Genomic DNA, 23,789 nt, shown 5'->3' on the forward strand with positions numbered 1-23,789 from the left:
TCTTAGCCCTCCAATTCAAAGCGGTAATCTTCCACTACCGTATTCGCAAGAAGCTTCTCGCACATCGCCTTCAGGCGAGCTTCCGCTTCGTTTCGGTCGTTCGTGTCGAGCTCGATCTCCATATATTTGCCGATGCGCACTTTTTTGGCTTCGTTGAAGCCAAGCGAGTGGAGCGCTCCTTGTACGGCGGTGCCTTGCGGGTCCAATACGTTTTGCTTGATTGTGACATAGACGGTTGCTTTCATGGGTAACCTCCTGATAATGAGTTTTTCCGGTAAGGCGGCGGAAGAGCGAAAATAGCGGCTTAAGTGCGTGAAGGTATTCCTCTTTCGTCGCTGTTGAAATCGGAAAATTGAATTTATATAAGTTGAACTCATGCTTTGACAGCCATTCCATTCCGAAAAGGATTCCCTTGATGCTTCAGACATCTGGTTTTAAGTTTCTTCATTAATATTTGCCCTTCGGATGGTAGAAACTTAAAGCCCAAACTCGCTCTCAAAGGAATTCCCTTTCTCCATTCCATTTGGCTTAGCCATGAAAAGTTCATTGCTTCAACTTATCTTGTCCGCCGCTCGGACATTGCCCGATTTCAAAGGCGAGCGCTGGCGCTCTCCGAGCGACACCCCCGCTTTACCGCGATAACCGCTCCAACGCCTTGCCGGGTGATGCGTGGAGCATGGGTTAGGCTGCCGCTTAGCTTTACGGGCAGCCTTTTGTTTGCGGCAAATTCCGTGAAGACAGCTTCGCGGGCTTGTCCGATTCGCGGCAGGGTCCCGGCCTTATTCGGCTGTCCCCGCTTGGCGCGGACGACGAATGCCCCAGCTAAATGCGGGCTGACTCGAATAAAGACGCGATCTATTGCACGCCGGTGAGACGGCGGTAAATTTCGAGATAACGCTCGGTCGTCGCCTTGACGACATGATCCGGAAGCGGAGCCGGCTTGCTGTTCCGGTCCCAATCGGACGAGAGCAGGTACGTTCTTACCGGCTCCTTGTCCATGCTGTCGATTTCCACGTCCAGCGCGTATTTGTCCTGCGCCCAGAAACGGGAGGAATCCGGCGTGAAGATTTCGTCTATTAAAATAATTTCGCCGTCGATGAGGCCGAACTCGAATTTGCAATCGGCAAGGATAATGCCCCGCTCCGCGCAATAAGCGTGCGCGAATTCGTACAGCCGGATGCTCCGGTCGCGAAGATCGGCGGCAAGCTGGGCGCCGACAAGCTCCTCCATGCGCGCAAACGGAATGTCTTCGTCATGGCCGACGTCGTTTTTGGTCGCCGGCGTGAAGATCGGTTCCGGGAACCGGTCGTTTTTGCGCATGCCGGGAGGCAGCGCGATTCCGTTGATCGATGACGTTTGCTGGTATTGTCTCCAGCCGCCGCCTGTAATATAGCCGCGGACGACGCATTCGATATCGATGCGCTCCGCTTTGCGCGTCACCATGATCCGGTCCTTCAACAGCTCGGGAGCCGTTACGATGCCTTCCAGCTTTTCGACGTCGGTATGGACGACATGATTGGCGATAATGCCTGCCGTTTGCTCGAACCAGAAAGCCGACAGCCGGTTCAGCACGTTCCCCTTCTCCGGCACCGCCGGGTCCAGCACATAATCGAAGGCCGAGATGCGGTCCGTTACGACGATCAAATAATGCTCGCCGAGGTCGTACAGCTCGCGCACTTTGCCTTTGTACACCAGAGGCGCTTTGACATAATCCACCGCAGTGGACAGCCCCGCCTGCCCTGTAGTCATCCGGTTGCTCCTCCTTCATTTCCGCCCGCAACGGGCGCAGGAATTAGATGTTAGAATGTAAATCGGCCAGCCGTTCGTAGATTAGCCTGCATTTCGTGTTGGATATAGATACGTGTTTCATGCAAAAATGCAGTTATTACGGGCTATATTCGCTCTTCAAGCGACATTTGATGCAAAATTGCAGTAAAAACCCGATCAAAAACGGAGTTTCGCCTAACTTCCGCTCACTTTGCCGCACTTTTGCAGTTAACGTGTTTATCTGATCGACTTCCCAGAAAAATGACTGCACATTTGCAGTTATCGGGCGCTTGGGCTGGATGGGTCACGGCGGATCCGCTCCCTAACGGCCTCTCAATTCCACGCTTACTGCACAGCTGCAGCCGCGAGCGGCGGATTCGCCCGCTATCTGGCCCTCGTTTATGCGCTTGTCCTCGCGCTTTTTTGCCCTGCGGCCGAAAAGCGCGAGGCTCTAGATCAGCCCGAGCTTCTTGAATATCGTATCGACATGCTTCAGATGCCATGCCGGGTTGAAGGCGTCGTCGATATCTTCCGGCAACAGGACGCTCGTAATTTCCGGCGTCGCTTCGATAATGTCGCGGAACTTGCGCTGCTCTTCCCAAGCTTGCATCGCGCGCGGCTGAACCGTGTCGTACGCCTGCTCGCGGCTGAAGCCTTTGTCGATCAGCTTCGTCATGACGCGGCCGGAGAACGGCACGCCGTACGTCGCTTGCATGTTGCGCTTCATGTTTTCCGGGAATACCGTCAGATTGGCGATAATGTTGCCGAGACGATTCAGCATGTAGTTCAGCAGCATCGTCGCGTCCGGCAGGATGACGCGCTCGACGGACGAATGCGAGATGTCGCGCTCATGCCAGAGCGGCACGTTCTCGTACGCCGAAACCATATGGCCGCGGATGACGCGCGCGAGGCCCGAGATGTTCTCGCAGCCGATCGGATTGCGCTTGTGCGGCATGGCCGAAGAGCCTTTTTGCCCTTTGGCGAACGGCTCCTCGACTTCGCGGAACTCGCTTTTTTGCAGGGCGCGGATTTCGGTCGCGAACTTGTCGAGCGACGTTGCGATCAGCGCCAGCGTCGCCATGTATTCCGCGTGGCGGTCGCGCTGCAGCGTTTGCGTCGAGATCGGCGCCGCCGTAATGCCCAGCTTCTCGCACACGTATTGCTCGACGAACGGGTCGATGTTCGCATATGTGCCGACGGCACCCGAAATTTTGCCGAACTGCACGCCGTTAGCCGCATGGTCGAACCGCTCCAGGTTCCGCTTCATTTCTTCGTACCACAGGGCCATCTTCAGGCCGAACGTCGTCGGCTCGGCGTGAACGCCGTGCGTGCGTCCCATCATCGGCGTATCCTTGTATTGAACCGCCTTCTCGCGCAAAATGCCGATGAAACGTTCAATGTCTTTGCGCAAAATCGCGTTCGCTTGAAGCAGCAAATAACCGTTGGCCGTATCGACGACGTCCGTCGACGTCAAGCCGTAATGCACCCATTTGCGTTCCGGGCCGACCGTCTCGGAGACGGCGCGTGTAAACGCGATGACGTCGTGGCGCGTCTCCTGCTCGATCTCGTAGATCCGGTCGATGTTAAAGCTTGCGTTTTTCCGGAGCGCTTCGACATCCTCCTTCGGAATGACGCCAAGCTCCGCCCAAGCTTCGCAGGAGCACAGCTCGACTTCGAGCCAAGCTTTGAATTTGTTTTCTTCCGTCCAGATTGCTCTCATTTCGGGTCTGCTGTAACGCTCTAACATCGTTCGTTCACACCTTCCAAATATTCGTCTCTTCGATCCATTGCAATGCCGCGTCCACGCCGGACGCAAGCACGTTGACATGTCCCATCTTGCGCTGCGCAACCGCATCCTTCTTGCCGTACAGATGCACCTTCGGCTCGACGCCAAGACGCGGCGCGGCTTCGTCGATCAGCGCCATCCGCTTAAGCAGCGGCTCGACATGCTGGCCAAGCACGTTGACCATGACGACCGGCGTAAGCAGCGAGGTATCGCCAAGCGGCAAGTTGCATACCGCGCGCACATGCTGCTCGAATTGCGACGTCCGGCACGCTTCCATCGCATAATGCCCGCTGTTGTGCGGACGGGGCGCCAGCTCGTTGACGAACAGCTCGCCATCCGGCGTCAAGAACATCTCGACCGCGATAAGCCCGACGACGCCAAGCCCTTCGGCGATCCGTACGGCAAGCCGCTCGGCCTCGCGCCGGACATCCTCGGATATGCGCGCCGGAACGATGGACTGATGCAATATATTGTTGACATGAATGTTTTCCGCAACCGGAAACGTTTTGATCTCTCCCCGCGGGCTTCGGGCCGCAATGACGGACAGCTCCTTGTCGAAGCGGACGAACCGCTCCAGCACGAGCTGCGTGCCGGCACGGCTTAACGTCTCGTACGCTTCCGGCACCTCGTCCATGCCGCGGAGCACCCATTGCCCTTTGCCGTCGTAGCCGCCGGTCGCCGTCTTCAGAACGCAAGGGAAGCCAAACGCCTCCGCCGCTTCCCGAAGCTCCTCCGCGCTGCGGATTTCGCGATACGGAGCGACTTGAACGCCGGCCGCCTCGATCGCCCGCTTCTCGCGCAGCCGGTGCTGCGTCGTGTACAGCAGCTCGCTGCCTTGCGGCACGTACGATTCTTCCATCAGCATCGCGGCGACGCCGGCGTCGACGTTCTCGAATTCGTACGTGATGACGTCCGCGCGGAGCGCCAGCTCGCGGGCCGCCTCGCGGTCGTCGTAAGCGGCGACGATCTGGTCGGCCACCTGTCCGCACGGCGACTCAGGCGTAGGATCCAGCGTTACGAACCGGTATCCCATCGCGCTGCCCGCGAGCGCCATCATGCGTCCGAGCTGGCCTCCGCCCAGAATGCCGACGGTGCTGCCGGGCAGCAAAGTACGGGCCTTCTTGCCGAGCATATCCGTCATAACGTCTCACTGCTTTCCAGCACGTCCCGCTTGATCCGCTCCCTGCGGGCGGCGACGCGCTCCTGCACGGCCGGGTCGAAAGCGCCGATCATCTGGGCCGCGAGCAGTCCGGCATTAGTGGCGCCCGCGTTGCCGATCGCGACGGTCGCGACCGGGATGCCGCCCGGCATCTGGACGATGGACAGGAGCGAATCCAATCCGTTCAAATTCGACGATTTAACGGGCACGCCGATGACCGGCAAAGCCGTCTTGGCGGCGACCATTCCGGGCAAATGAGCGGCGCCTCCCGCTCCGGCGATGATGACTTTAAGCCCGCGTTCGGCGGCCGTTTCCGCATATTCAAACATTAAATCGGGGGTACGATGCGCGGAGACGACTTTTTTCTCATACGGAATTTGAAGCTCCTCCAGAACGTCGCAAGCCAGCTTCATGGTATCCCAATCCGACTTGCTGCCCATAATGACGCCCACTATCGCAGACATGAGATCAAACCTTCTTTCGTTAGACTTGTATGCTTGTTTCGTTTCTAGCCGAAACGCTCGTCCAACCATTCCGGGAGAACGGGCGTCTCGGCGAAAAATATAAGGCAAGCGCATGGAAATCTTCATCCTTATATTTCCTCAAATATTTCAAAAAAAGGCCCTGCAGCCAATCGCCGACGAACATTCGTCGCGTCAGTGGCCGCCGGACCCGAGCAAGCGGGACTTGTCCCGCGTTCGCGAACGAACGCGCGCCAATCCGCCGTTGGCGGGAGCAATGTTCGGCTTTTCAGGGAGGCATTCCGGAAATTTCAATCCGTTTCCAAGCCTTCGCCGAAAAGACGAGTAAAGGCTGCCTCCGCAAGAGGCAACCTGACAAATTGTTCCACCAAGCTCGTAGTCCGAAAATTGTGGTTCTCGGGTAGAAACTTTCGGGCCGATTCCCGAAGATATACGAGTTTATTAATCTATTTAGTTAAGCGGAAATTAACGCCGCCACGAACTCCTTTAGTTTATCCAATCGCCTGCATACTGTCAATGAAAATACGAAAAAATACGAACATTAAATATAACATGATTTATTAAAGTTCGCTTTTATCTGAAAGTCCGCGGTTGTTCCCGCCGCACCGCTTCGCCTCTATATTGTATTGTGCCCTCTTCACGCAAGCCATGCACATGAAAAAAAGCATGAGATTGCCGAGCGGATGAATACATATATAAAGGATAGAAAGGTTATCCGGGCAAAGGAGGGGCAGCCGAGGTGCGAATCGTTGTCGTGCGGAAAGGAGATACGTTGTGGCGCTTGGCCCGGCGGTACGGCACTACGGCCGAGCGGCTGGCGGACGTCAATGGCTTGACGGACCCGGACGCGCTTGCGGTCGGCCAAGCGATCGTCATTCCCGGAACGGACGATCGCTTAGCCGCAAGAAACGAGCCGCATCAGGTGGCCGGAGGCGAAAGCATGTCGTCGATCGCCAACCAATACGGCGTTTCTTTAAAAAGTTTAATGCAGCAAAACGGCATTTTTAATCCGGCGCTGGCTTCCGCCGGTTCGATGCTGAGCATCCCCGCCGAAACGAAACCGACGATCGAAGCGAACGGGTATGTCCAGCCCGGCTCTGCCGGCGAAGCGGAAGTCCGGAACAATGCCGCTTCCCTTACATATGTGAGTCCGTTCAGCTATGCGGTCTCGTCCGACGGCTCGCTTGCCGCCCTGGACGATGCCGCTTTGATCCAAGCGGCTCTGGACGGCGGCGCCGCCCCGATGATGGTCATCTCCAATTTCGTCGGCGGCACCTTCGATTCGGATATCGTCAGCCGGCTGCTGAACGACGCGAACGCCGGAAGCAGGCTTATCGCAAACGTCGTATCCGTTATGCAAGCCAAAGGTTATACCGCGCTGAACGTCGATTTCGAATATGTGCCGGCGGCCGACAAGGAACGGTATCACGCGCTGCTGCGGCAGCTGACCGATACGCTTCACCATTACGGCTATCTGGTGTCTTCGGCGCTGGCTCCCAAAACAAGCTCCGCCCAGCAAGGGCTTCTATACGAAGGGCACGATTACGCGGCGCAGGGAAAAATCGTCGATTTTGTCATCCTGATGACGTACGAATGGGGCTGGTTCGGCGGCAAGCCGATGGCCGTCGCTCCGCTGAACGAGGTCAACAAAGTGGTCCGTTACGCCGTATCCGTCATACCTCCGGACAAAATCTTGATGGGCATGCCGCTCTACGGCTACGACTGGACGCTTCCGTACGCGGAAGGAACGACCGCCGAGACGCTCAGCCATAAGGAGGCGGTCGACCGGGCCGTGCGCATGGGAGCCGCCATCCAATACGACGAGCAGGCGGAGTCGCCTTACTATACGTATTACGACGGCAGCGGCAAGGAGCACATCGTCTGGTTTGAAGACGCGCGAAGCGTGCAGGCGAAATACAATCTGGTCAAAACGTACGGCCTTCGCGGCGTCAGCTTCTGGGTGCTGGGCGTTTCGTTCGCCCAGAATTGGTACGTGTTAAACGCCAACTTTCATATCGCGAAACGATCCGCCGGCTCCTGACCGCAAAAAAAAGCGGGACGCTTCCTTCGCAAGGCCAAATGCCTTCCGAAGGAAGCGTCCCGTTTCGTTTAGGTCCCTTCATGGAGAAATCGAATGGATTAATCAGTCCAACGCATCGGCGATCAGCGCCGCATACGCGATCGATCCGGTTTTGTTCAAATGAACGCCGTCTTTGGCGAAATACTCGTCTTTCCCTTTGCTAGCGGCGTACCAATCAACCACCTTGACGTTATCGTAATCGCCCTCCGCCTCGTCCAGCATCTCATTGACTTTATCCTGCCAGTCGCGCGGAACGCGGGTGTTCACGAGCAGCACCTGCTTGACGTCCTTTAACGTAGCCATCAGCGTGTCGAGCTGCTTCTGGCTGAAAGCTCCGTTCGAGCCAAGCGCGATAACGACATAATCCCCCAGCTTGCCTTTGGCTGCCAGCTCGGCCGCGATATCGTTCGCTTCGCGGAATTGGCGGCCGATTTTGCCGTCTATCGCGATGCCGGGCAGCAGCTCCGACAAATACGGCTCGATGTCGAGCATAATCGAATCCCCCAGCGCCGTCATATGCTCCCCGGAGCGAACCGCCTCCAGCGCGCCGTCCGTTGCGCCGGGCGACGGCTTCTCGGCTCCGTCCGCATCGCCGTACGGCGGCGCGGTTGCTCCCGGCGATGCGGACGCCGCAGGGCTTTCGGCAGCCGGCGGCGGCGTGCCCTCTCCCTCCGGACCGCCTCCCGCCGAGCTTCCGGGGACGCCCCCCTCGCCCGCAGGCGTTGCCGAAGGAGACGGCCCGGCCGGCGGCTCGGGCGTCCCAGCCGGGCCCGCCTCGCCGCCCGCCTTGCCGGCTCCCGTGCCGGGATCCGGCTCCTTCGCTCCCGCCGCATCGCCTCCCGGCTTCGCGACAGAAGCCGCACCGCCGGCGGGGCCTTTCACTCCGGCCTCCGGTGGCACGGTGGCGGTGCCGTGGGCGTCATCCGATAAGCCGCCCGCGCCGTTATGGAGCGCCGCCGTATGACCGGATACCGTGTCGAACTCCTCCTCCGCTTGCGAAGAAGCAGCCTTCGTAATTTCCGGCACCAGCTTCTCGACGCTGACGAACAATCCGAGCACCATAGCCGTTAGTCCGGCTGCGGAAGCGAAGGCAAGCCGCACCGTCCTCCTTCCCGGCTTCGCCAGCCGCTGCCGCATCTTGCCGATGCCGCCTTGACGGATCGGCTCTTCGATGAATCTCCAAGACAAAGCCGACAGCGCCAGCGTCGCCAGCAGCTGCAGCAGGCTGCGAACCGGATGTGCGTCGCCCGTATCGACAGCCGGCGTCGACAACACAATGACCGGATAATGCCAGAGGTAGATGCCGTAGGAGCGAACGCCAAGCCATCGCAGCGGCTTCCAGCCGAGCAAAGCGCCAACCTTGCCGGCCGGATGGACGATAACGGCCACGACCGCCGCCGTCGCAACCGACAGCAGCACCATGCCGCCTTGGTACAGGAACGGATCGTATTCCCCGACGGTCGCCATCATGACGGCAAGGGCGGCAAGGGCAGCCGCTCCGACTCCGTCGAGCGCAAGACGGGTGCCGCGGCCGACCGCTGTCCGGCCCGCCAGCTTCCGGCTCGGCCAGACGAATGCGAGGGCGGCGCCCAGCAGCATCCCGAACGCCCTTGTATCCGTTCCGTAATAGACCCGGCTCGGGTCGCTATCCGGATCGTACAGATAAGCCATCGCGGCTGCCGAAGCCGCAGCCAGCACAAGCGCGAAACCGGCCATCGTGCCGCGCCTTGGCTTGAAACGAAGCAGGAGAAGCACAAGCAGAGGCCATAACAAATAAAATTGCTCTTCCACCGCAAGCGACCAAAGATGGCCGATCGGGGACGGCGGACCGAAGCTTTCGAAATACGATACTTCATGAAAAATTTGCCGCCAGTTGGTTATGTATAAAAGCGAAGCGGCAATCTCGCCTTGCAAGGAAGCAAGCCTTGATGGATCGGTAACGAGCAAGAAGCCCGATAAGGCCGCGAGCATAAGCAGCATCGCCGGCAGCAGCCGGCGAGCCCGTCTGATCCAGAACCGCTTCATATCGATCGTTCCCGTTCGGCTTCGCTCCCCAAGCATCAAATCCGTTATCAAATAACCCGACAGCGTAAAAAACACGCTGACGCCAAGCAATCCGCCCGGCAGCCCCTTCAACCCCAAATGATACGCAATGACCGCCAAAACCGCCAACGCCCGCAGCCCGTCAAGGCCCGGGATGTAGTTCCCGCTATTGTTCACCGGCCTTGGCATACGTAACGCTCTCCTCTGAATGTGCCCCTGTTGTCGTTCATTTCTTGCACGGCCTCTTTCCTGAATAATGATTCACTTTACCTTAAAAGTTCTTGTACATCCAGTATAGGACCGCGTGCCCGTCCATTTCGTTACAAATGAGTTACAGAAGACCGGATACCTTACCCCCCTAAATAACGAAAACAAGCGAGCGCTGCGCCTTGCAAAAAAAGAAACGACCCGCTAATAAACAGGCCGTTTCCCTCGCAACTTATCTATTCGCATGCGTTTCTATCGTTAAGCTTTGTCGGTAGCCATTGCCGCCGCGGGACTGCCTTCTCCGCCGCCTCCCTGCGCCCCGGCTTCCTGGTTGGACGAACGGAGCGGAATCTCCTTCAGGAAGAAAGCGAGGATTAGGGCCACGACCGTAACCAAAGTACCCGTCAGGAACACGAGAGACAACGTGTCGCCCAGCGCGTCGCGAATGTTTTGGATCATTTGCTGGAACAGCGGCAGCGCGTCCGCCGGCAGGCTCGCTTCGGTTTGCTCGATCAACGGCTTGTTCATAAGCGTCTGCGGATTGGCGAAAGCGACCATTTGCTCGGCCATCTTCGGATCCAGCTGACTGAAATCCGGAGCGTCCTGCGAAGTCATCGCTTCCTTCAGGTTTTTGGCCAGGCTGTTCGACATGACCGTCCCCATCACCGCAATCCCGATCGTGCCGCCCAAGTTCCGGAACAGCTGGGAGGATGCCGTTACGACGCCAAGCTCCTTATGCGAAACCGCGTTTTGCGTCGCCAGCGAGAACGCCGGCATGCCCAGGCCGAGACCGACGCCGAATATAACCATGCTCAATACGGCGAGCACGATGTTGTCCATAATGACCATAAGCGCCATACCTACGATCATGATCGGCATGCCGATCAGCGTAAACCGTTTGTATTTGCCGCTCTTTGCGATAAGCTGACCCGTAACGGCCGACGTCACGACCATGAAGATCGACATCGGCATCGTCACGTAACCGGCGTAGGTGGCCGAAATGCCAAGCACGCCCTGCACGAAAAACGAAATGTAAATCATCGCGCCCATCATGCCAAAGTTCATAATAAAGCCGATGACGTTCGAAATCGTCACGATGCCGTTTTTGAACAGATGCAGCGGAAGAACCGGGTTCTTCACCTTCGATTCAACGAAAACGAAAATCAAGGCGGACACGACGGTTGCAGCCAATAGGCCGATAATTTGCGCCGAATCCCAATCGTATTCCGTTCCCGCCCAGGAGAACGCAAGCAGAAGGGGCACGACCGTCGTCGTCAGGAACAACGAGCCGATATAGTCGATGCTTTCGCCTCTCCGGCGCTCCACTTTCGGGAACAGGAGCATAATCATGACAAAAGCGATAATGCCGAGCGGAAGGAAAATCCAGAACAGCCAATGCCAATCCAGATGGTCGATCAGATAACCGCCAAGCGTCGGCCCAAGGACGCTGGAAAATCCGAATACGGCGGTCATAAGCCCCATCCACTTGCCGCGTTCGCGCGGCGGGAACAAGTCGCCTACGGCCGTAAATGCCGTTGACTGGATAATGCCGGCGCCAACCCCTTGTATCCCTCGATAAATAATAAATTGATATACGTTATCCGATGTGCCCGTTAAAAAAGCGCCGATCATAAACAAAAGAATGCCGGTCAATATGAACGGCTTGCGGCCGAACATGTCGGACAGCTTTCCGACCAGAATGGTCGCAATCGTGGACGTAAGCAAATAAATATTAATCGTCCATGTATAGTAGTCCATGCCGTCGAGTATCGCGATAATGCGCGGCATCGCCGTACTTGTAATCGTCTGGTTGATGGCGGCAAAAAACATGGCGGCCATGATGCCGATCATAACCGTAAGCTTACGCTTGTTGGATAAATGCTCCATAACGAGTAAGTTCACCTCTCATGACTGTCTTGTTTGTTCTCTATGTTCGAAAGCATCCGGCCGAAAATCCGCTTCAGATGCTGAATGTCCTCTTCCGGAAGCAAATGGAAGAATGTGTTCAGCGCTTCCTTCTGGCTTTCGTACACTTGGTCGAGGACGCGCTTGCCGCTGTCGGTAAGCGTAATATAGACGACTCTGCGGTCCGTTTCCCCGCGTTCCCGAAGCACGAAGCCTTCGGCAAGCAGCTTGTCGGAAATGCCCGTTATCGCGGCCGGCGTAATCGTCATGGCTTCCGCAAGCTGGGATACGCTTTGCGGTCCGCTTTTATCCAGAATGTAAAGCATCTTAAACTGCGGGAGCGTTAAATTGTACTCATTCCCGCGTTTGTTCCACTCTTGCGTGATGCTTCTCAAAAGCGTCCGGAACATCGTCGTCACTTGAAACAGGTCTTCTTTATCCGTCATCCCAGGAGCTCCTCCTTTCCGCATGTCCGTTTATCGGCTGTTGAACTTTCAAGCAGTCGTCTGAATGGATCGATTTATTTAACTTCTAATTGTTTTAGAACTAAATTAATTAGAAATTAAACATTAACTACTATACCTCTTGGACAATAGGCAAGTCAAGCGCGCATGACCAACGTCACCGTGCATAGAGTTAATACGTCTTTGGATTGACTTATCCACATGTTTGCCCACAATCCGTTCACAATTGTCCACATTTGTCCCCAATGCATAGTGGATATCCACAAGGATATCCACATATCCCTTCCGTTATGTTGGTATTTACCCAATTATGCCCTATTGTCCGTTATTTTTTGTTCACAGGCATCCCGTACCGATGCGCCAAGCCGTTTCCGCTTTTCCGCAAAAATAAAAAACCGGCCCTTGCGGCAAGGGCCGGTTGCGCTACTTCCTTCGATCCGGACGATGAAGTCGTCTGGCTGCGCCTATGCTATTGTTCGATCCACACCGTTTTATCCGATGCCGGCTTGCGCGTAACGTTCGGCGGATCCATGTCCGGATAACCGACATAGATCAAGCCGACAAGCTGCTCCCGCTCGGATAACCCGAAAGGCCGCTTCATGGCCGGATCGTACATCGGATCGCCGGAGCGCCAGATGGCGGCAAGCCCTTCCGCGTGAAGCGCCAAGAGCAGGTTTTGAACGGCGGCATGACTCGCCGCGAGCTCCTCCGCAAACAGCGCGCGCTTATCGTCCGACGGAGAGCAGACCGCCGCGATGACGACCGGCGACCGGAACGCCTTCGCACGCTCCTTCGCCAGCTTCTCTTCCCGCTCCTCGGCGCTTAAGCCTTCGAACGAAGGAGCGGCGACAAGGGCGTAGCCCTCGCCCAGCTTGGCCCGGCCTTCCCCGGTCATCACAATAAATTTCCACGGCTGCGTATTAAAGTGGCTTGGCGCCCAAGAAGCCGCCTCCAGCGCCCGTTCAACCGCCTCGCGCGGAACCGGGTCCTTCTTCACGCGCCCGATCGATCGGCGAGTCCGAATCGCTTCGTATACGTTCATCGCTTCATCTCTCCCATGTTTTCAATATGTATAAGCTGAACTTAAGGATCGAAGCCTCTTCGTTCAACTTATATAGAATCGTTTAGCCCGTCTTTAATACAATATCTTCGCCGGAAGCGTCGATCGTCAAATCCCGGCCCTCCAGAAACCAGACATCGTTGGTTTCCATATAGAAGCGCAGCCCGCCTTCGCTCGTCGACAACGCGGCGTTGATCGGGTCGTCGCGCGTAATGCCAAGCGCATAAGGCTCGCGGCCGCCGCTGACGTACCGGACGAAGATGCGAATGTTCTCGCCTTCGCCGAAGCCCCATTCCTTCTTAAAACAATCGACAGCCGCAGCCGTTACCGTAAGTGCCATTATGTCTCACTCCCCGCGTTCAAACAAGCTTCGATAGGCGCCGTAGCCTTCCTTCTCCAAATCGTCTTTCGGAATAAAGCGCAAAGCCGCCGAGTTGATGCAGTAGCGCAAGCCCCCGCGGTCGGCCGGCCCGTCGTCGAAGACGTGGCCGAGATGCGAGTCCCCTTCGCTGCTGCGCACTTCGGTCCGAACCATGAAATGGCTCGTATCGAGATGTTCGGTGACGGAAGACGGGGCGATCGGCTTCGTAAAGCTGGGCCAGCCGCAGCCGGAATCGAATTTGTCCTTCGAGCTGAACAGCGGCTCGCCGGAGACGATGTCGACGTACAGCCCCTCCTCCTTGTGATCCCAATATTCTCCCGTAAACGGACGCTCCGTCGCGTTGTTTTGCGTCACCTCGTATTGCAGGTCGGTCAAGCGGCGGCGAAGCTCGGCTTCGTCCTTTTTCATTTTCCAGTGCTTCGCGATAAAAGCGTCGCGCCCCGAGCCTTTGCGGTACATTTTATAGCGGAACGGATTTTTCTTGTGATAGTCCTGGTGGTATTCCTCCGCCGGATAAAAAGGACCCGCCTTTACGATCTCGGTGACGATCGGCTTGTCGAAGCGGCCGCTCTCCTCCAGCTCCCGCTTGGACCGCTCGGCCTGCTCCCGCTGCTCCTCCGTCGTATAAAAAATCGCCGTCCGGTAAGAATCGCCCCGATCGTGGAACTGCCCGCCGGCATCGGTCGGGTCGATCTGTCTCCAGAAGATGTCGAGCAGCTTCTCGTAAGGGAACACGGCGGGATCGAACGTAATCTCCACCGCTTCCGTATGCCCGGTCGTATGGGAGCATACTTCCTCGTAAGTCGGGTTCGGCTTATCGCCCCCCGTATACCCGGAGACGACCGATACGATGCCCGGCATCTCCTCGAACGGCTGCACCATGCACCAGAAGCAGCCTCCGGCGAATATCGCGCGTTCGGTGTGGCTCATCTATGCTCATCCTCCTGTCCTGTTATCGCGTTTGAACAACGTTAAACGTTAGCAAGCTTATTATACATGATTGTTCGTTATCTCCCTAATGGCGGCAGCCAACTTTTTTTTCCCGCCGGCCTTTTTGGCCGTTAGGGAGCCGGAACGGAGAAACGGCGTTCCCGGAATTTCCACATGTCGGCAAAGCCGCTCGCCGTTCTTTTCTGCTACAATAAGGGACGTCCTGCAACTTTTTGTCCGCCGCTTCGTCTTTTTTAAACGTAACCGGGCCAAGCATCAACGATTGAACGACGGTCTTATCGGGACGAACCGTTTCACGGTGAATAAGCATCCAACAAATATCCGCACAGCAACAGCGCGTTCAGCCTTCCTGTACGTTCGGCTATTCGTGCGAGGAGAGGTGAACGATACACATGAACGATCTTCCGATCGAAACGACAGCTCCCGGCATGTCCGGGCGCAAGCCGCGCAAAAGGCGGGAGAACAGAGCATTCCTGGCGTTTCTTGCCGTATGGATGTTTCTGCTTGGGGCCGGCATAAGCGGGGCCGTCCTCTATTCCAATCATATGAAACGCCAAATTACGGCGGAGCTGGAGAAGCAGACCGCAAGCCAAATCGCCGCCCTGCAGGCGGATTACGAAGCCCGGATGACGACGCTGCAGCAAAGCTATGAGGCGCAGCTGGCGGAGCTTCAGACGAAGGTAGACGCATTAAACGAGCTGCTAACCTTTACAAAGGATAATGTCGATACCAAGACCGACAACAGCAACAAGCTGTATACCCAGCTGAACGAAGTGAAGAAGCAACTGGCCGCGCTGCAAAAAAATTTGGAAGTGCTGAAATGAATCCCGTAAAACAACTTAACCGAATGATGCTGCTCGCGGTTACCCCGTTCCTTGGCATCCTGTTCTGGCTGCTGATGTCCAGCAGCACGATCGAGCTGTCGGAGGCGGCTTTTCCCGAGGAAAGCGTTGGCGCCGCCGCGCAAGCCGAATCGCCGGAAGGCGAGTCTTCGACGGCGGAGAAGCTGCTCGCAAGCCTCGGGGAGGCGGAAGCGTCCGCCAAGCAAACAAGCGCCTCCCTCAAGAAGCAGGTCGAGCTGTACAACAAAACGAACGCCAGCATCGCGTCGATCGTCAAGACGGCGGCGGCGCAAGCGGAGAGGCCGTTAATCATTTACGACAACAACGTGACGGCGAAGCTGGGCAAACCGGCAGCCACCATCAATTCAAGCAACTTGAGGGCGCAGCTGTTCTACATAAATGCGCAGAACTTCAGCGGCTATGCCATGAAGGTCAAGCTGAAAACGGACAAAGCGATGGACATGGCGCTCGGCAAGGACAAATTCGGCGGCGCGGAAACGACCTTGAGCGCCGTTCAGAGACTTGGCGCCGCCGCAGGCGTCAATGCCGGCGGCTTCGCCGACGGCGGCGGCAAACGTTATCCGCTCAGCACGACGATCGTAGACGGCGAATACGTTAACGGTTTTGAAGCTTCGTATGCCGATCTCTTTTTTGTCGGCTTAAACGAGGACAACGAGCTGGTGGGCGGGAAATTCACCAGCAAGGAAGAGCTGGACGCGGAGCATGTCCGTTTCGGCGCGTCGTTCGTGCCCGTGCTGCTCAAAAACGGCGTCAAGCAGCCGATCCCGGTCAAATGGCAGACAAGCCCGGCCCGGGCGCCAAGAACGGTTGTCGCCAATTACAAAGACGATCAGCTGCTCTTTCTCGTCGTCGACGGCTACGACGAGAACGGCAGCTCCGGCGCCACGCTCGAGGAGATGCAGATCCTGCTTCAGCGCTACGGCGCGGTCGACGGCTATAACCTCGACGGGGGCGGCTCCTCCACCCTCGTATTTAACGGCAAGCTGATCAACAAGCCGTCGGACGGGCAGATGCGGGCGCTGCCTACTCATTTTTTGTTTTTTAGATAACCGCTTGCCGTCCAAGCCCTGTCTTCCCCGTGCGAAATACGCCAGGGAGAGGACAGGGCTTCCTTATGGCTTATAACTGCCCCCTGCCGGCGGCCGGACTAACCGGCAAAAATGAATGACTATTAATGGAAGCGCAACCATGCGTACGATTACGGCGATTCGGCACTTCCCCCTTGGAACGGCGCCATCTATCCAGCCAAAAAAGCGTTTGACTTATACAAGTAACTGTTTCTATAATATGTGTCATCGAAATAGTTTAGCGCTAAACTATTTTCCGGGGGAAGATACCTATTGAAGAGGGCAGCCGTACATAGACGCCAGTACAGTCCCGCGAAACTAACCGCGCTTTGTTCCATTCGATGCAATAATCCGCACTGTTTCTTCAAAACGATATTACACAATAATGAAAGAGGTAATCGAACATGACTCAATCAGCTATTAGAAGGGGACCGATCGTAGCGTCCCTGCTGATCGCCGCGTTCGTCGCGCTGCTCAGCCAGACGCTTCTGAACGTCGCGCTCCCCAGCATTATGGACGATCTGGGCATCGGAGCCAACACGGTGCAATGGCTGTCGACCGGCTATTTGCTGGTCAACGGCATCCTGATTCCGATCAGCGCTTACCTGATCGACCGTTTTACGACCCGGCAGCTGTTCATCTGGGCCACCGGCTTGTTCACCTTGGGTACGATCGTCAGCGCCGTCGCGCCGAACTTTGGACTGCTCCTGACGGGCCGTCTCGTTCAGGCGGCCGGCGCAGGCATTCTGATGCCGCTGATGTCGCTTGTTTTTCTGACTATCTTCCCGGTCGAGCAGCGCGGCAAAGCGATGGGCACGATGGGGCTTGCGATGATATTCGCCCCTGCTGTCGGCCCAACGCTGTCCGGCTGGATCGTGGAGCATCAATCGTGGCGGGTATTGTTCTATATCGTCCTGCCGCTGTCCGTCCTGGCGCTCGTATTCGGCGCCTTCTCGATGAAGAACGTAACCCGCAAGTCCGATCCGAAGCTGGACGTACTCGGCGTCGCCTTGTCGACGCTGGGCTTCGGCGGTCTGCTGTACGGGTTCAGCGACGCGGCCAACGACGGATGGGGCAATATTCGCGTCATCGTCAGCCTGGCGGTCGGCGTCGTGGCGCTGGCGATGTTCATCTGGCGCGAGCTTACGGCCGAGAAGCCGATACTGGAGTTCCGCGTATTTCAATACGGCATGTTCTCGCTTACGACCGTCATTAACGTCATCGTGACGATGGCGATGTTCTCGGGCATGATTCTGCTGCCGATCTATTTGCAGCAAATCCGCGGCTTCACGCCGCTTGAATCGGGCCTGCTTCTTCTCCCGGGCGCTATTCTGATGGGCATCATGTCGCCGATTACCGGCATTATTTTCGACAAAATCGGGGCTCGCTGGCTTGCAGTGATCGGTCTTCTGATTACGACGGTCACGTCTTACGAATTCAGTAAATTGACGACCGAAACGACTTATGCGCACATTATGCTCATGTATACGCTGCGCATGTTCGGGATGTCGATGCTGATGATGCCGATCCAGACGGCCGGCATGAACCAGCTGCCGCAGCGGCTTAACGCGCACGGTTCGGCCATGCAGCAGACGCTCCGGAACGTGGCCGGCGCTCTCGGCACCGCGTTCCTCGTTACCGTCATGAGCAACGAAACGGCGGCCCGCGTCAAGGAAGTGCTGGCAACGGGAGGCGTCAACCCCGACGATAAGCTGCAAATGGCGGAAGTGACCCGGAATGCGATGGTGCACGGCATTAACTATTCGTTTGTCGTCGCCACCTGGATGATCGCCGTCTCGCTTGTTCTCGCATTCTTTATTAAGCGGGTCAAACCTGCAGAGCAAGCAGAAACGACTTCGTCGTCCTTGCTCAAAGGACGAACCGTTTCGGCGAGAAATATAAAGCAATGAAATGTGAAAAACTCATAAATCCTTATATTTGAGCGCAAGCATGCGCCTGCAACGGCTGCAGATGCGGCAGCGTCCGCGAAATAAATAGCGCTGATAAACATTCAAAAACGGCCGTTAGTCCCGAACTCGGGGCTAACGGCCGTTTTTTTGTATGGCTCCAACGCATCCGATGTTCACGGACTTAAATCAAACAAAGGATTTGACGATTTATAGGAATACGAGGATAACAGAATGAACCCGCGAGGTGACGTGATGAAATTAGATGCCCCAATCATATCCGCTATTATTGCCGCTGCAGTTGCCGTGATCAGTTTGTTTATTCAATCATTCATCAACATTTCGAAAAACAGATCCGATAAACAAGCGAACTTTCACAAGACCATCAATGAGAAGCTTGAAAAAATCTATTCCCCGCTTAACCTTGAATTGGGTCTGAGGTCGGCGGAAAGAGACCTTATCACGCCTGAAATAAAAGAACTGCTTCGAAAATACAATCATCTTATTTCTACGGACCTGCATGCCGATTTTACCGATTTGATTCGAATGGAGGAAAGCCAAAAAGCCGTACTAGCCGGTCAAAAATGGGACAAAGGAAAAGAACAAGAATATGAAGCATTGAGAAATAAAGTAAAAGCTTTGACAAGAAAGGAGTTCACGGAGCTTCAAACGATCGATGACCGTTATTTCAGTCACTTTAAAAGCCGGATCGCAAGCCGCAGCGGCCGGATATGGATTAACATCGGCAATATCATATTTGCTTTAACGATTGCTTTTTGGGCCAGTCTTCTCCTCTTTACATACGGAAAACCGGAAGTTATCCTTATTGCCATTTTGGTTGTGTGCAGTCTTGTCTCTATCGTGATTGCCCCCCGGTATGTCATAAAACTGGTGGAATACATCTTAGGCCGAGTACGTCAGAAAACAGATAATAGACATTACAAAGCCGACGATTATGTTCCCGAAACGGGGGTATATCTGTGCCGATATTGCAAAACCGAGCATCGAAAAACAAAATATAAATCATTTGAACACTGTCCGGAAAACCATAAAGGAATGAGTTTCTTCCGGCTGTTCATGTATACGCCCTTTCAGTGGAAAAAGAAAAAGCCGATGAAGGGAAACGGGAAAGCAGCCTCCCTCGACTGAAAAAAATGCCCGCCTGCGGTCCCACAGACGGGCTTTTTTTTATATCGTCTAAGCCTTACTCTCCGCCCATAAAGATGTAACGGGCCAAAATGAGAACGGCCAATATCCACATGAGCCAATGAATCTTGTATTTGCCTTTGCCGGACAGATTGGCGAGCGCCGCCAGCACGACGAACGTTACGATGCCGAACGAAATTCCGTTCGCGATGTTGTACGTAAACGGCATGAACGTAATCGTCAGGAACGACGGAATCGCATATACGAGATCCGCCCATTCGATTTCTTTAACGGCCTGCATCATAATGACGCCGACGATGATCAGAGCCGCGTTCGTGGCCGAAGCCGGAATAAGCGCTACGATCGGCGAGAGGAACAGCGAGAGCAGGAAGCAAATCCCCGTCGTCACCGCGGTCAGGCCGGAACGTCCGCCTTGCGCGACGCCCGCGGAGCTTTCGACGAAAGCCGTTACCGTAGACGTGCCGAGAGCCGCGCCGCCGCTGACCGCAATGGCGTCGACGAACATCGCTTTGCCGACTTTTTTGCGGCCGGCTTCCTTGTCTTTCATAAGACCCGCGCGGTTAGCCGTGCCGACGAGCGTGCCGAACGAATCGAACAGCTCCACGAACGTAAAGGTCAAAATAACGGTAATGAGGCCCACCTCGAACATGCCTTGGAAGTCGAAATGGAGGAAGTTCAGCTGGCTGAAATCGGGCACCCAAGACTTGCCGGAAAGCGTCGCTTGGAAATCGACTTGGCCGGCCAGCATCGCGATGACGGTCGTGCCGAGAATGCCCCACAGAATCGCGCCGGGCACGTTCAGCACCATCAGAATTGCGATAAGCAGAAGGCCGACAAGCGTCATGACGACCGTAGGGTCCGTCAGGCTGCCGATGCCGAGAATCGTCTCGTTCGATGTGACATGCGTATACGCGCCTTGTTCAATTGCGTTGAAAGGCTGCACGGCGATCGACATAATACCGCTGCCCTTCAGGCCGATGACGGTAATAAAGAGGCCGATGCCGACCGTGATCGCGTTTTTTAGGCTGTCGGGAACGGCCGTAATCAGCATTTGGCGAATTTGCGTGACCGTCAAAATAATGAAAATGATGCCGGATACGAATACCGCGGTCAGGCCGATGGCCGGATCGATCGGTTTGCCGGTCGCCTGCGAAGCGATGACCGTCGATGCGAAGTAGGCATTAAGACCCATCCCCGGAGCGAGCGCAACGGGAAAGTTCACGAACAAGCCCATGCATATCGTAAAAATGCCGGCCGCAAGCGCGGTCGCGAGAAACACGCTGTCCCAGCTCAAGCCGGACGGCGTAAGCACAAGCGGATTGACGGCCAAGATATAGGCCATTGTCATGAAGGTGGTCAGACCGGCCATAATTTCCGTTCTGATGTTGGTGCCGAGTTCTTTTAGGCGAAACAATCGTTCCATACCTGTTTTTTACCCTCCCAAGTTCTGATCGAATCGGTTCAAAACCAAAAAAAGCCTGAGGCATATGCGGGACGCATGTTCACCTAGGCTTTGCAAAAACGGGAAAAGTATACCGCCCGGACCAATGCGGACTTTTCCTTTTTTTCGTAGCCAGATCATTTACGGTGATCTCGTAGAAACTCCGGGGCCGATTCCCCGGATTATACGAAGAGTATATGCTATTGATTTCCGTTACTCATTTTATAGGTATTTTGGACGAGCTGTCAATACAAAAAGCGAACATTTTCGACATCTCCTGCCGTTATCATTCGCATTAATGGCAGTTTGAGGGAACGGCGGGATTTGAAGGCAAAGCCCCGAAGAGCCGTATTCACAAACCAAGTAGACTCCCGCAGGTATGATGCCGAAGCGGCGCACGTAGTGCATAAGTGCACCATATCGGCGCGGACACCGCATCGGACACCTTATTGTGGTGCATTTGTGCACCTCATTCGTGCGGAAACGCTCACGGACACCTTATTGTGGTGCAAATGTGCACTTCATTGATGCGGAACGGCTCCGGATACCTTACTGTAGTGCAACAGTGCACCTCCTTGACGCGGATACAGCCACGCACGTCTCACTCTAGTGCAAATGTGCACCTCATTGCGCGGAAGCGGCTCCGGACACCCCAATGTGGTGCATTTGTGCGCCCGATCCGCCCGAATATGCCGCCGAGCATAAAAAAGCCCGCGAGGAAAACGGCCATACAACCGTCCCTAGCGGGGCTTGTTCATTGCTTCAGCTTATTGTTATTCCCATTCGATCGTCGCCGGCGGCTTCGACGTAATGTCGTAAACGACGCGGTTGACGTTGTCGACCTCGTTGACGATCCGAACCGAAATTTTCTCCAGCACGTCCCACGGAATACGCGCCCAGTCCGCCGTCATGCCGTCGATCGACGTAACGGCGCGAATGCCGACGGTATAAGAGTAGGTTCGAGCGTCGCCCATTACCCCTACGCTCTTCATGCCCGGAAGCGCGGTGAAATATTGCCAAATCTCACGGTCGAGACCCGCTTTGGCGATTTCGTCGCGAAGGATCGCGTCGGATTCGCGCACGATGTGCAGCTTCTCTTCCGTCACTTCGCCCAATACGCGAATCGCCAGGCCCGGACCCGGGAACGGCTGGCGCCATACGATTTCGCTCGGCAGGCCGCATTCTTCGCCGACTTTGCGCACTTCGTCCTTGAACAATGCTTTAAGCGGCTCGACCAGTTTGAATTTCATGTCCTTCGGCAAACCGCCCACGTTGTGGTGGGACTTGATCGTATGCGCGGTCGCCGTGCCGCTTTCGACAATGTCCGTGTACAGCGTGCCTTGCGCCAGGAACGCGAAGTCGTCGAACTTGGCGGACTCTTCGTCGAACACGTAAATGAACTCGTTGCCGATGATTTTCCGCTTTTGCTCGGGATCGTCCACGCCTTTAAGCTTGCCCAGGAAGCGCTCGCGCGCGTCGATCTTAACGACCTTCATGTCGAACTTGCCGGCGAACGTCTCCATCACGCTTTCGGCTTCGCCTTTGCGGAGCAAGCCGTGGTCGATAAACATGCACGTCAGCTGATCGCCGATCGCCTTGTGCAACAGGACGGCCACGACGGAAGAATCCACGCCGCCGGACAAGGCGCACAGCACCTTCTGATCGCCCACCTGCTCGCGAATTTCGCGGATCGTATCCTCGATGAACGATTCCATCGTCCAGTTGCCTTCGCATTGGCACACGTTGTACAAGAAGTTGCGGATCATATCGTTGCCGTAAACCGAGTGGCGCACTTCCGGGTGGAATTGCACCGCGTAAAAGCGGCGTTCCGGATGACTCATCGCCGCAATCGGCGCATGCTCCGTGCTGGCGTCGAGACGGAAGCCTTCCGGCAGCTCCACGACAAGGTCGCCGTGGCTCATCCATACCGTTTGACGCTTGTCCAATCCTTGCGTCAGCGCGCAGCTTTCCTCGAAGTCCACTTCCGCTTTTCCGTACTCGCGCTTGCCCGCGCGCTCCACTTTGCCGCTCAGCTGGTGCGACATCATCTGCATGCCGTAGCAGATGCCCAAGATCGGCACGCCGATGTCGTAAATCGCCGGATCGACGAGCGGGGAATTTTCCTCGTAAACGCTGGCCGGTCCTCCCGAGAACACGATGCCTTTCGGCTGCAGTTCGCGGATCCGTTCCACCGGCGTGTTGAACGGCAGCAGCTCGCTGTATACGCCCAAGTCGCGGATGCGTCTAGCGATCAGCTGATTGTATTGTCCCCCGAAGTCGAGAACAACGATGATTTCTTGTGGTTTCGTCATTAACCGAGCCTCCCTCAATTCATGTAGTTCATTATATATAACGCGATTTAAGCGAGTCAAGGAGCCTGAAGCTGGATAGATATGCCCTTTGCGGAGAATGGGAGGGGCCGTGCGCCCGAGCCGTAACGGCTCCGTTGTCTCCACCCGGGGAAGAGCCGTCGGGCGGGGAGTTCAGGCTGCTTGATCGAGCGTATTTCCATGAAAACCGGCCGCTTCGGGCGGCGGATTTTCATATAGACCGGAAGACCCTTTCGATAAGCCGGAAAACGATACGCAGGAAAAGCATTCCGAACCGGCGCGAAACGGAATTTATGCTTACCGAACCGAAAAAAAGGCTAACGGCTCCGCTGCCATGCTTTGGCACGGAGCCATTAGGCCCGCTAAATTCGTTATTTGCCCGTCAGCTCGCGGGCGACCGCCTCCAGCTCGGCCGGGCTTGGCGCTTCCCATCGGTCTTTGCGCCCGAATTTGGCTGCGTCATCCCAAACGACGAACCGGCGCAGCGCTTCGGCACGCGGCTTAGGCAGACGAGCGGCGACAAGCTCGGCGTATTCGCGCGACGTCTGCTGAGTGCTGCGGGCGTTCACCCGCCGGGATAGCTGCCGCCAGATAACGGCGGAGACCCGAGCGTACCTGCGGTGCAGCCCGCCCGGCAGGCTGCCGCCCCGCCCCCGCGGCGGCGCCGCCTTGCGCCAGCGCCCCGGGCGTAGCCCGCGGGCACCGCCCGGCGTCGCCTCCGGCTCGCC

General features: G+C 56.2%; 19 protein-coding genes and 2 riboswitches. Of the genes, 5 read left to right on the forward strand and 14 right to left on the reverse strand.

Annotated elements, in window-relative coordinates; translation table 11 throughout:
- Positions 1-2: 2 nt before the first annotated feature.
- The 5 genes from purS to purE form a co-directional block, all read right to left on the reverse strand.
- On the reverse strand, positions 3-245 hold the full coding sequence (purS, locus tag ACFSW5_RS14730) for a phosphoribosylformylglycinamidine synthase subunit PurS (protein ID WP_379274453.1): 243 nt from the start codon (positions 243-245) through the stop codon (positions 3-5).
- Between the two features lie 610 nt (positions 246-855).
- Positions 856-1,749: a phosphoribosylaminoimidazolesuccinocarboxamide synthase gene (locus tag ACFSW5_RS14735; protein WP_379274455.1), complete on the reverse strand. Its 894-nt coding sequence runs from the start codon at positions 1,747-1,749 to the stop codon at positions 856-858.
- A 469-nt stretch (positions 1,750-2,218) separates the two neighbouring features.
- Entirely contained in the window at positions 2,219-3,514 is a 1,296-nt protein-coding gene (gene purB, locus ACFSW5_RS14740) for an adenylosuccinate lyase (RefSeq protein WP_379274457.1), read from the reverse strand.
- 7 nt (positions 3,515-3,521) lie between these two features.
- The gene (gene purK / locus ACFSW5_RS14745) at positions 3,522-4,694 is read right to left on the reverse strand and encodes a 5-(carboxyamino)imidazole ribonucleotide synthase (RefSeq protein ID WP_379274459.1); all 1,173 of its coding nucleotides are present in this window, start codon (positions 4,692-4,694) and stop codon (positions 3,522-3,524) included.
- Positions 4,691-5,176 (reverse strand): 5-(carboxyamino)imidazole ribonucleotide mutase, encoded by a 486-nt coding sequence (gene purE, locus ACFSW5_RS14750; RefSeq protein WP_379274461.1) that lies wholly within the window; start codon positions 5,174-5,176, stop codon positions 4,691-4,693. The genes purK and purE overlap by 4 nt, the downstream gene beginning before the upstream one ends.
- Before the next feature lie 374 nt (positions 5,177-5,550).
- Positions 5,551-5,650: riboswitch (purine riboswitch) on the reverse strand.
- A gap of 283 nt (positions 5,651-5,933) precedes the next feature.
- Between purE and ACFSW5_RS14755 the strand changes: the two genes are divergently transcribed.
- Entirely contained in the window at positions 5,934-7,235 is a 1,302-nt protein-coding gene (locus ACFSW5_RS14755) for a glycosyl hydrolase family 18 protein (RefSeq protein WP_379274463.1), read from the forward strand.
- Between the two features lie 102 nt (positions 7,236-7,337).
- Here ACFSW5_RS14755 and ACFSW5_RS14760 read toward each other — a convergent pair whose 3' ends face one another.
- The 6 genes from ACFSW5_RS14760 to msrA all read right to left on the reverse strand — a co-directional run bounded on the left by ACFSW5_RS14760 (position 7,338) and on the right by msrA (position 14,265).
- Positions 7,338-9,506, reverse strand: coding sequence for an acyltransferase family protein (locus ACFSW5_RS14760; protein ID WP_379274466.1), 2,169 nt, complete (start codon positions 9,504-9,506; stop codon positions 7,338-7,340).
- Between the two features lie 276 nt (positions 9,507-9,782).
- Complete coding sequence (locus ACFSW5_RS14765; protein WP_379274469.1) at positions 9,783-11,411, reverse strand: MDR family MFS transporter; 1,629 nt, start codon at positions 11,409-11,411, stop codon at positions 9,783-9,785.
- 11 nt (positions 11,412-11,422) lie between these two features.
- Positions 11,423-11,875 (reverse strand): MarR family winged helix-turn-helix transcriptional regulator, encoded by a 453-nt coding sequence (locus tag ACFSW5_RS14770; protein ID WP_379274471.1) that lies wholly within the window; start codon positions 11,873-11,875, stop codon positions 11,423-11,425.
- 487 nt (positions 11,876-12,362) lie between these two features.
- The gene (locus ACFSW5_RS14775) at positions 12,363-12,935 is read right to left on the reverse strand and encodes a nitroreductase family protein (RefSeq protein ID WP_379274473.1); all 573 of its coding nucleotides are present in this window, start codon (positions 12,933-12,935) and stop codon (positions 12,363-12,365) included.
- 82 nt (positions 12,936-13,017) lie between these two features.
- Positions 13,018-13,293 (reverse strand): Fe-S cluster assembly protein HesB, encoded by a 276-nt coding sequence (locus ACFSW5_RS14780; protein ID WP_379274475.1) that lies wholly within the window; start codon positions 13,291-13,293, stop codon positions 13,018-13,020.
- 6 nt (positions 13,294-13,299) lie between these two features.
- Positions 13,300-14,265, reverse strand: a complete 966-nt coding sequence (gene msrA / locus ACFSW5_RS14785) for a peptide-methionine (S)-S-oxide reductase MsrA (protein ID WP_379274477.1) — start codon at positions 14,263-14,265, stop codon at positions 13,300-13,302.
- A gap of 413 nt (positions 14,266-14,678) precedes the next feature.
- On the opposite strand from msrA, the gene ACFSW5_RS14790 reads away from it, so the two are divergent.
- The 4 genes from ACFSW5_RS14790 (at position 14,679) to ACFSW5_RS14805 (ending at position 19,272) form a co-directional block, all read left to right on the forward strand.
- Positions 14,679-15,110 (forward strand): hypothetical protein, encoded by a 432-nt coding sequence (locus tag ACFSW5_RS14790; protein WP_379274479.1) that lies wholly within the window; start codon positions 14,679-14,681, stop codon positions 15,108-15,110.
- Complete coding sequence (locus ACFSW5_RS14795) at positions 15,107-16,198, forward strand: phosphodiester glycosidase family protein (protein ID WP_379274482.1); 1,092 nt, start codon at positions 15,107-15,109, stop codon at positions 16,196-16,198. Before ACFSW5_RS14790 ends, ACFSW5_RS14795 begins: the two co-directional genes overlap by 4 nt.
- A gap of 422 nt (positions 16,199-16,620) precedes the next feature.
- On the forward strand, positions 16,621-18,126 hold the full coding sequence (locus tag ACFSW5_RS14800; protein WP_379274484.1) for a DHA2 family efflux MFS transporter permease subunit: 1,506 nt from the start codon (positions 16,621-16,623) through the stop codon (positions 18,124-18,126).
- A 252-nt stretch (positions 18,127-18,378) separates the two neighbouring features.
- On the forward strand, positions 18,379-19,272 hold the full coding sequence (locus ACFSW5_RS14805; protein WP_379274486.1) for a hypothetical protein: 894 nt from the start codon (positions 18,379-18,381) through the stop codon (positions 19,270-19,272).
- Positions 19,273-19,327: 55 nt separating this feature from the next.
- Here the strand turns inward: ACFSW5_RS14805 and ACFSW5_RS14810 are convergent, their stop codons facing one another.
- The 3 genes from ACFSW5_RS14810 to ACFSW5_RS14820 form a co-directional block, all read right to left on the reverse strand.
- The gene (locus ACFSW5_RS14810) at positions 19,328-20,713 is read right to left on the reverse strand and encodes an NCS2 family permease (RefSeq protein WP_379274489.1); all 1,386 of its coding nucleotides are present in this window, start codon (positions 20,711-20,713) and stop codon (positions 19,328-19,330) included.
- 127 nt (positions 20,714-20,840) lie between these two features.
- Positions 20,841-20,941: riboswitch (purine riboswitch) on the reverse strand.
- A 563-nt stretch (positions 20,942-21,504) separates the two neighbouring features.
- A complete protein-coding gene (guaA, locus tag ACFSW5_RS14815) occupies positions 21,505-23,043 on the reverse strand; it encodes a glutamine-hydrolyzing GMP synthase (protein ID WP_379274491.1) in 1,539 nt (512 codons plus the stop codon).
- 389 nt (positions 23,044-23,432) lie between these two features.
- Positions 23,433-23,630, reverse strand: a complete 198-nt coding sequence (locus tag ACFSW5_RS14820) for a hypothetical protein (protein ID WP_379274493.1) — start codon at positions 23,628-23,630, stop codon at positions 23,433-23,435.
- Positions 23,631-23,789: the final 159 nt, after the last annotated feature.

Origin of the sequence: Paenibacillus thailandensis (assembly GCF_042685365.1) — a bacterium.
Taxonomy (GTDB): Bacteria; Bacillota; Bacilli; order Paenibacillales; family Paenibacillaceae; genus Paenibacillus_AP; species Paenibacillus_AP thailandensis.

What these genes read in the sequence shown, in the direction of transcription:
- purS (WP_379274453.1), bottom strand. Translation starts at nt 245, where the DNA reads ATGAAAGCAACCGTCTATGTCACAATCAAGCAAAACGTATTGGACCCG.
- ACFSW5_RS14735 (WP_379274455.1), bottom strand. Translation starts at nt 1,749, where the DNA reads ATGACTACAGGGCAGGCGGGGCTGTCCACTGCGGTGGATTATGTCAAA.
- purB (WP_379274457.1), bottom strand. Translation starts at nt 3,514, where the DNA reads ATGTTAGAGCGTTACAGCAGACCCGAAATGAGAGCAATCTGGACGGAA.
- purK (WP_379274459.1), bottom strand. Translation starts at nt 4,694, where the DNA reads ATGACGGATATGCTCGGCAAGAAGGCCCGTACTTTGCTGCCCGGCAGC.
- purE (WP_379274461.1), bottom strand. Translation starts at nt 5,176, where the DNA reads ATGTCTGCGATAGTGGGCGTCATTATGGGCAGCAAGTCGGATTGGGAT.
- ACFSW5_RS14760 (WP_379274466.1), bottom strand. Translation starts at nt 9,506, where the DNA reads ATGCCAAGGCCGGTGAACAATAGCGGGAACTACATCCCGGGCCTTGAC.
- ACFSW5_RS14765 (WP_379274469.1), bottom strand. Translation starts at nt 11,411, where the DNA reads ATGGAGCATTTATCCAACAAGCGTAAGCTTACGGTTATGATCGGCATC.
- ACFSW5_RS14770 (WP_379274471.1), bottom strand. Translation starts at nt 11,875, where the DNA reads ATGACGGATAAAGAAGACCTGTTTCAAGTGACGACGATGTTCCGGACG.
- ACFSW5_RS14775 (WP_379274473.1), bottom strand. Translation starts at nt 12,935, where the DNA reads ATGAACGTATACGAAGCGATTCGGACTCGCCGATCGATCGGGCGCGTG.
- ACFSW5_RS14780 (WP_379274475.1), bottom strand. Translation starts at nt 13,293, where the DNA reads ATGGCACTTACGGTAACGGCTGCGGCTGTCGATTGTTTTAAGAAGGAA.
- msrA (WP_379274477.1), bottom strand. Translation starts at nt 14,265, where the DNA reads ATGAGCCACACCGAACGCGCGATATTCGCCGGAGGCTGCTTCTGGTGC.
- ACFSW5_RS14790 (WP_379274479.1), top strand. Translation starts at nt 14,679, where the DNA reads ATGAACGATCTTCCGATCGAAACGACAGCTCCCGGCATGTCCGGGCGC.
- ACFSW5_RS14795 (WP_379274482.1), top strand. Translation starts at nt 15,107, where the DNA reads ATGAATCCCGTAAAACAACTTAACCGAATGATGCTGCTCGCGGTTACC.
- ACFSW5_RS14800 (WP_379274484.1), top strand. Translation starts at nt 16,621, where the DNA reads ATGACTCAATCAGCTATTAGAAGGGGACCGATCGTAGCGTCCCTGCTG.
- ACFSW5_RS14805 (WP_379274486.1), top strand. Translation starts at nt 18,379, where the DNA reads ATGAAATTAGATGCCCCAATCATATCCGCTATTATTGCCGCTGCAGTT.
- ACFSW5_RS14810 (WP_379274489.1), bottom strand. Translation starts at nt 20,713, where the DNA reads ATGGAACGATTGTTTCGCCTAAAAGAACTCGGCACCAACATCAGAACG.
- guaA (WP_379274491.1), bottom strand. Translation starts at nt 23,043, where the DNA reads ATGACGAAACCACAAGAAATCATCGTTGTTCTCGACTTCGGGGGACAA.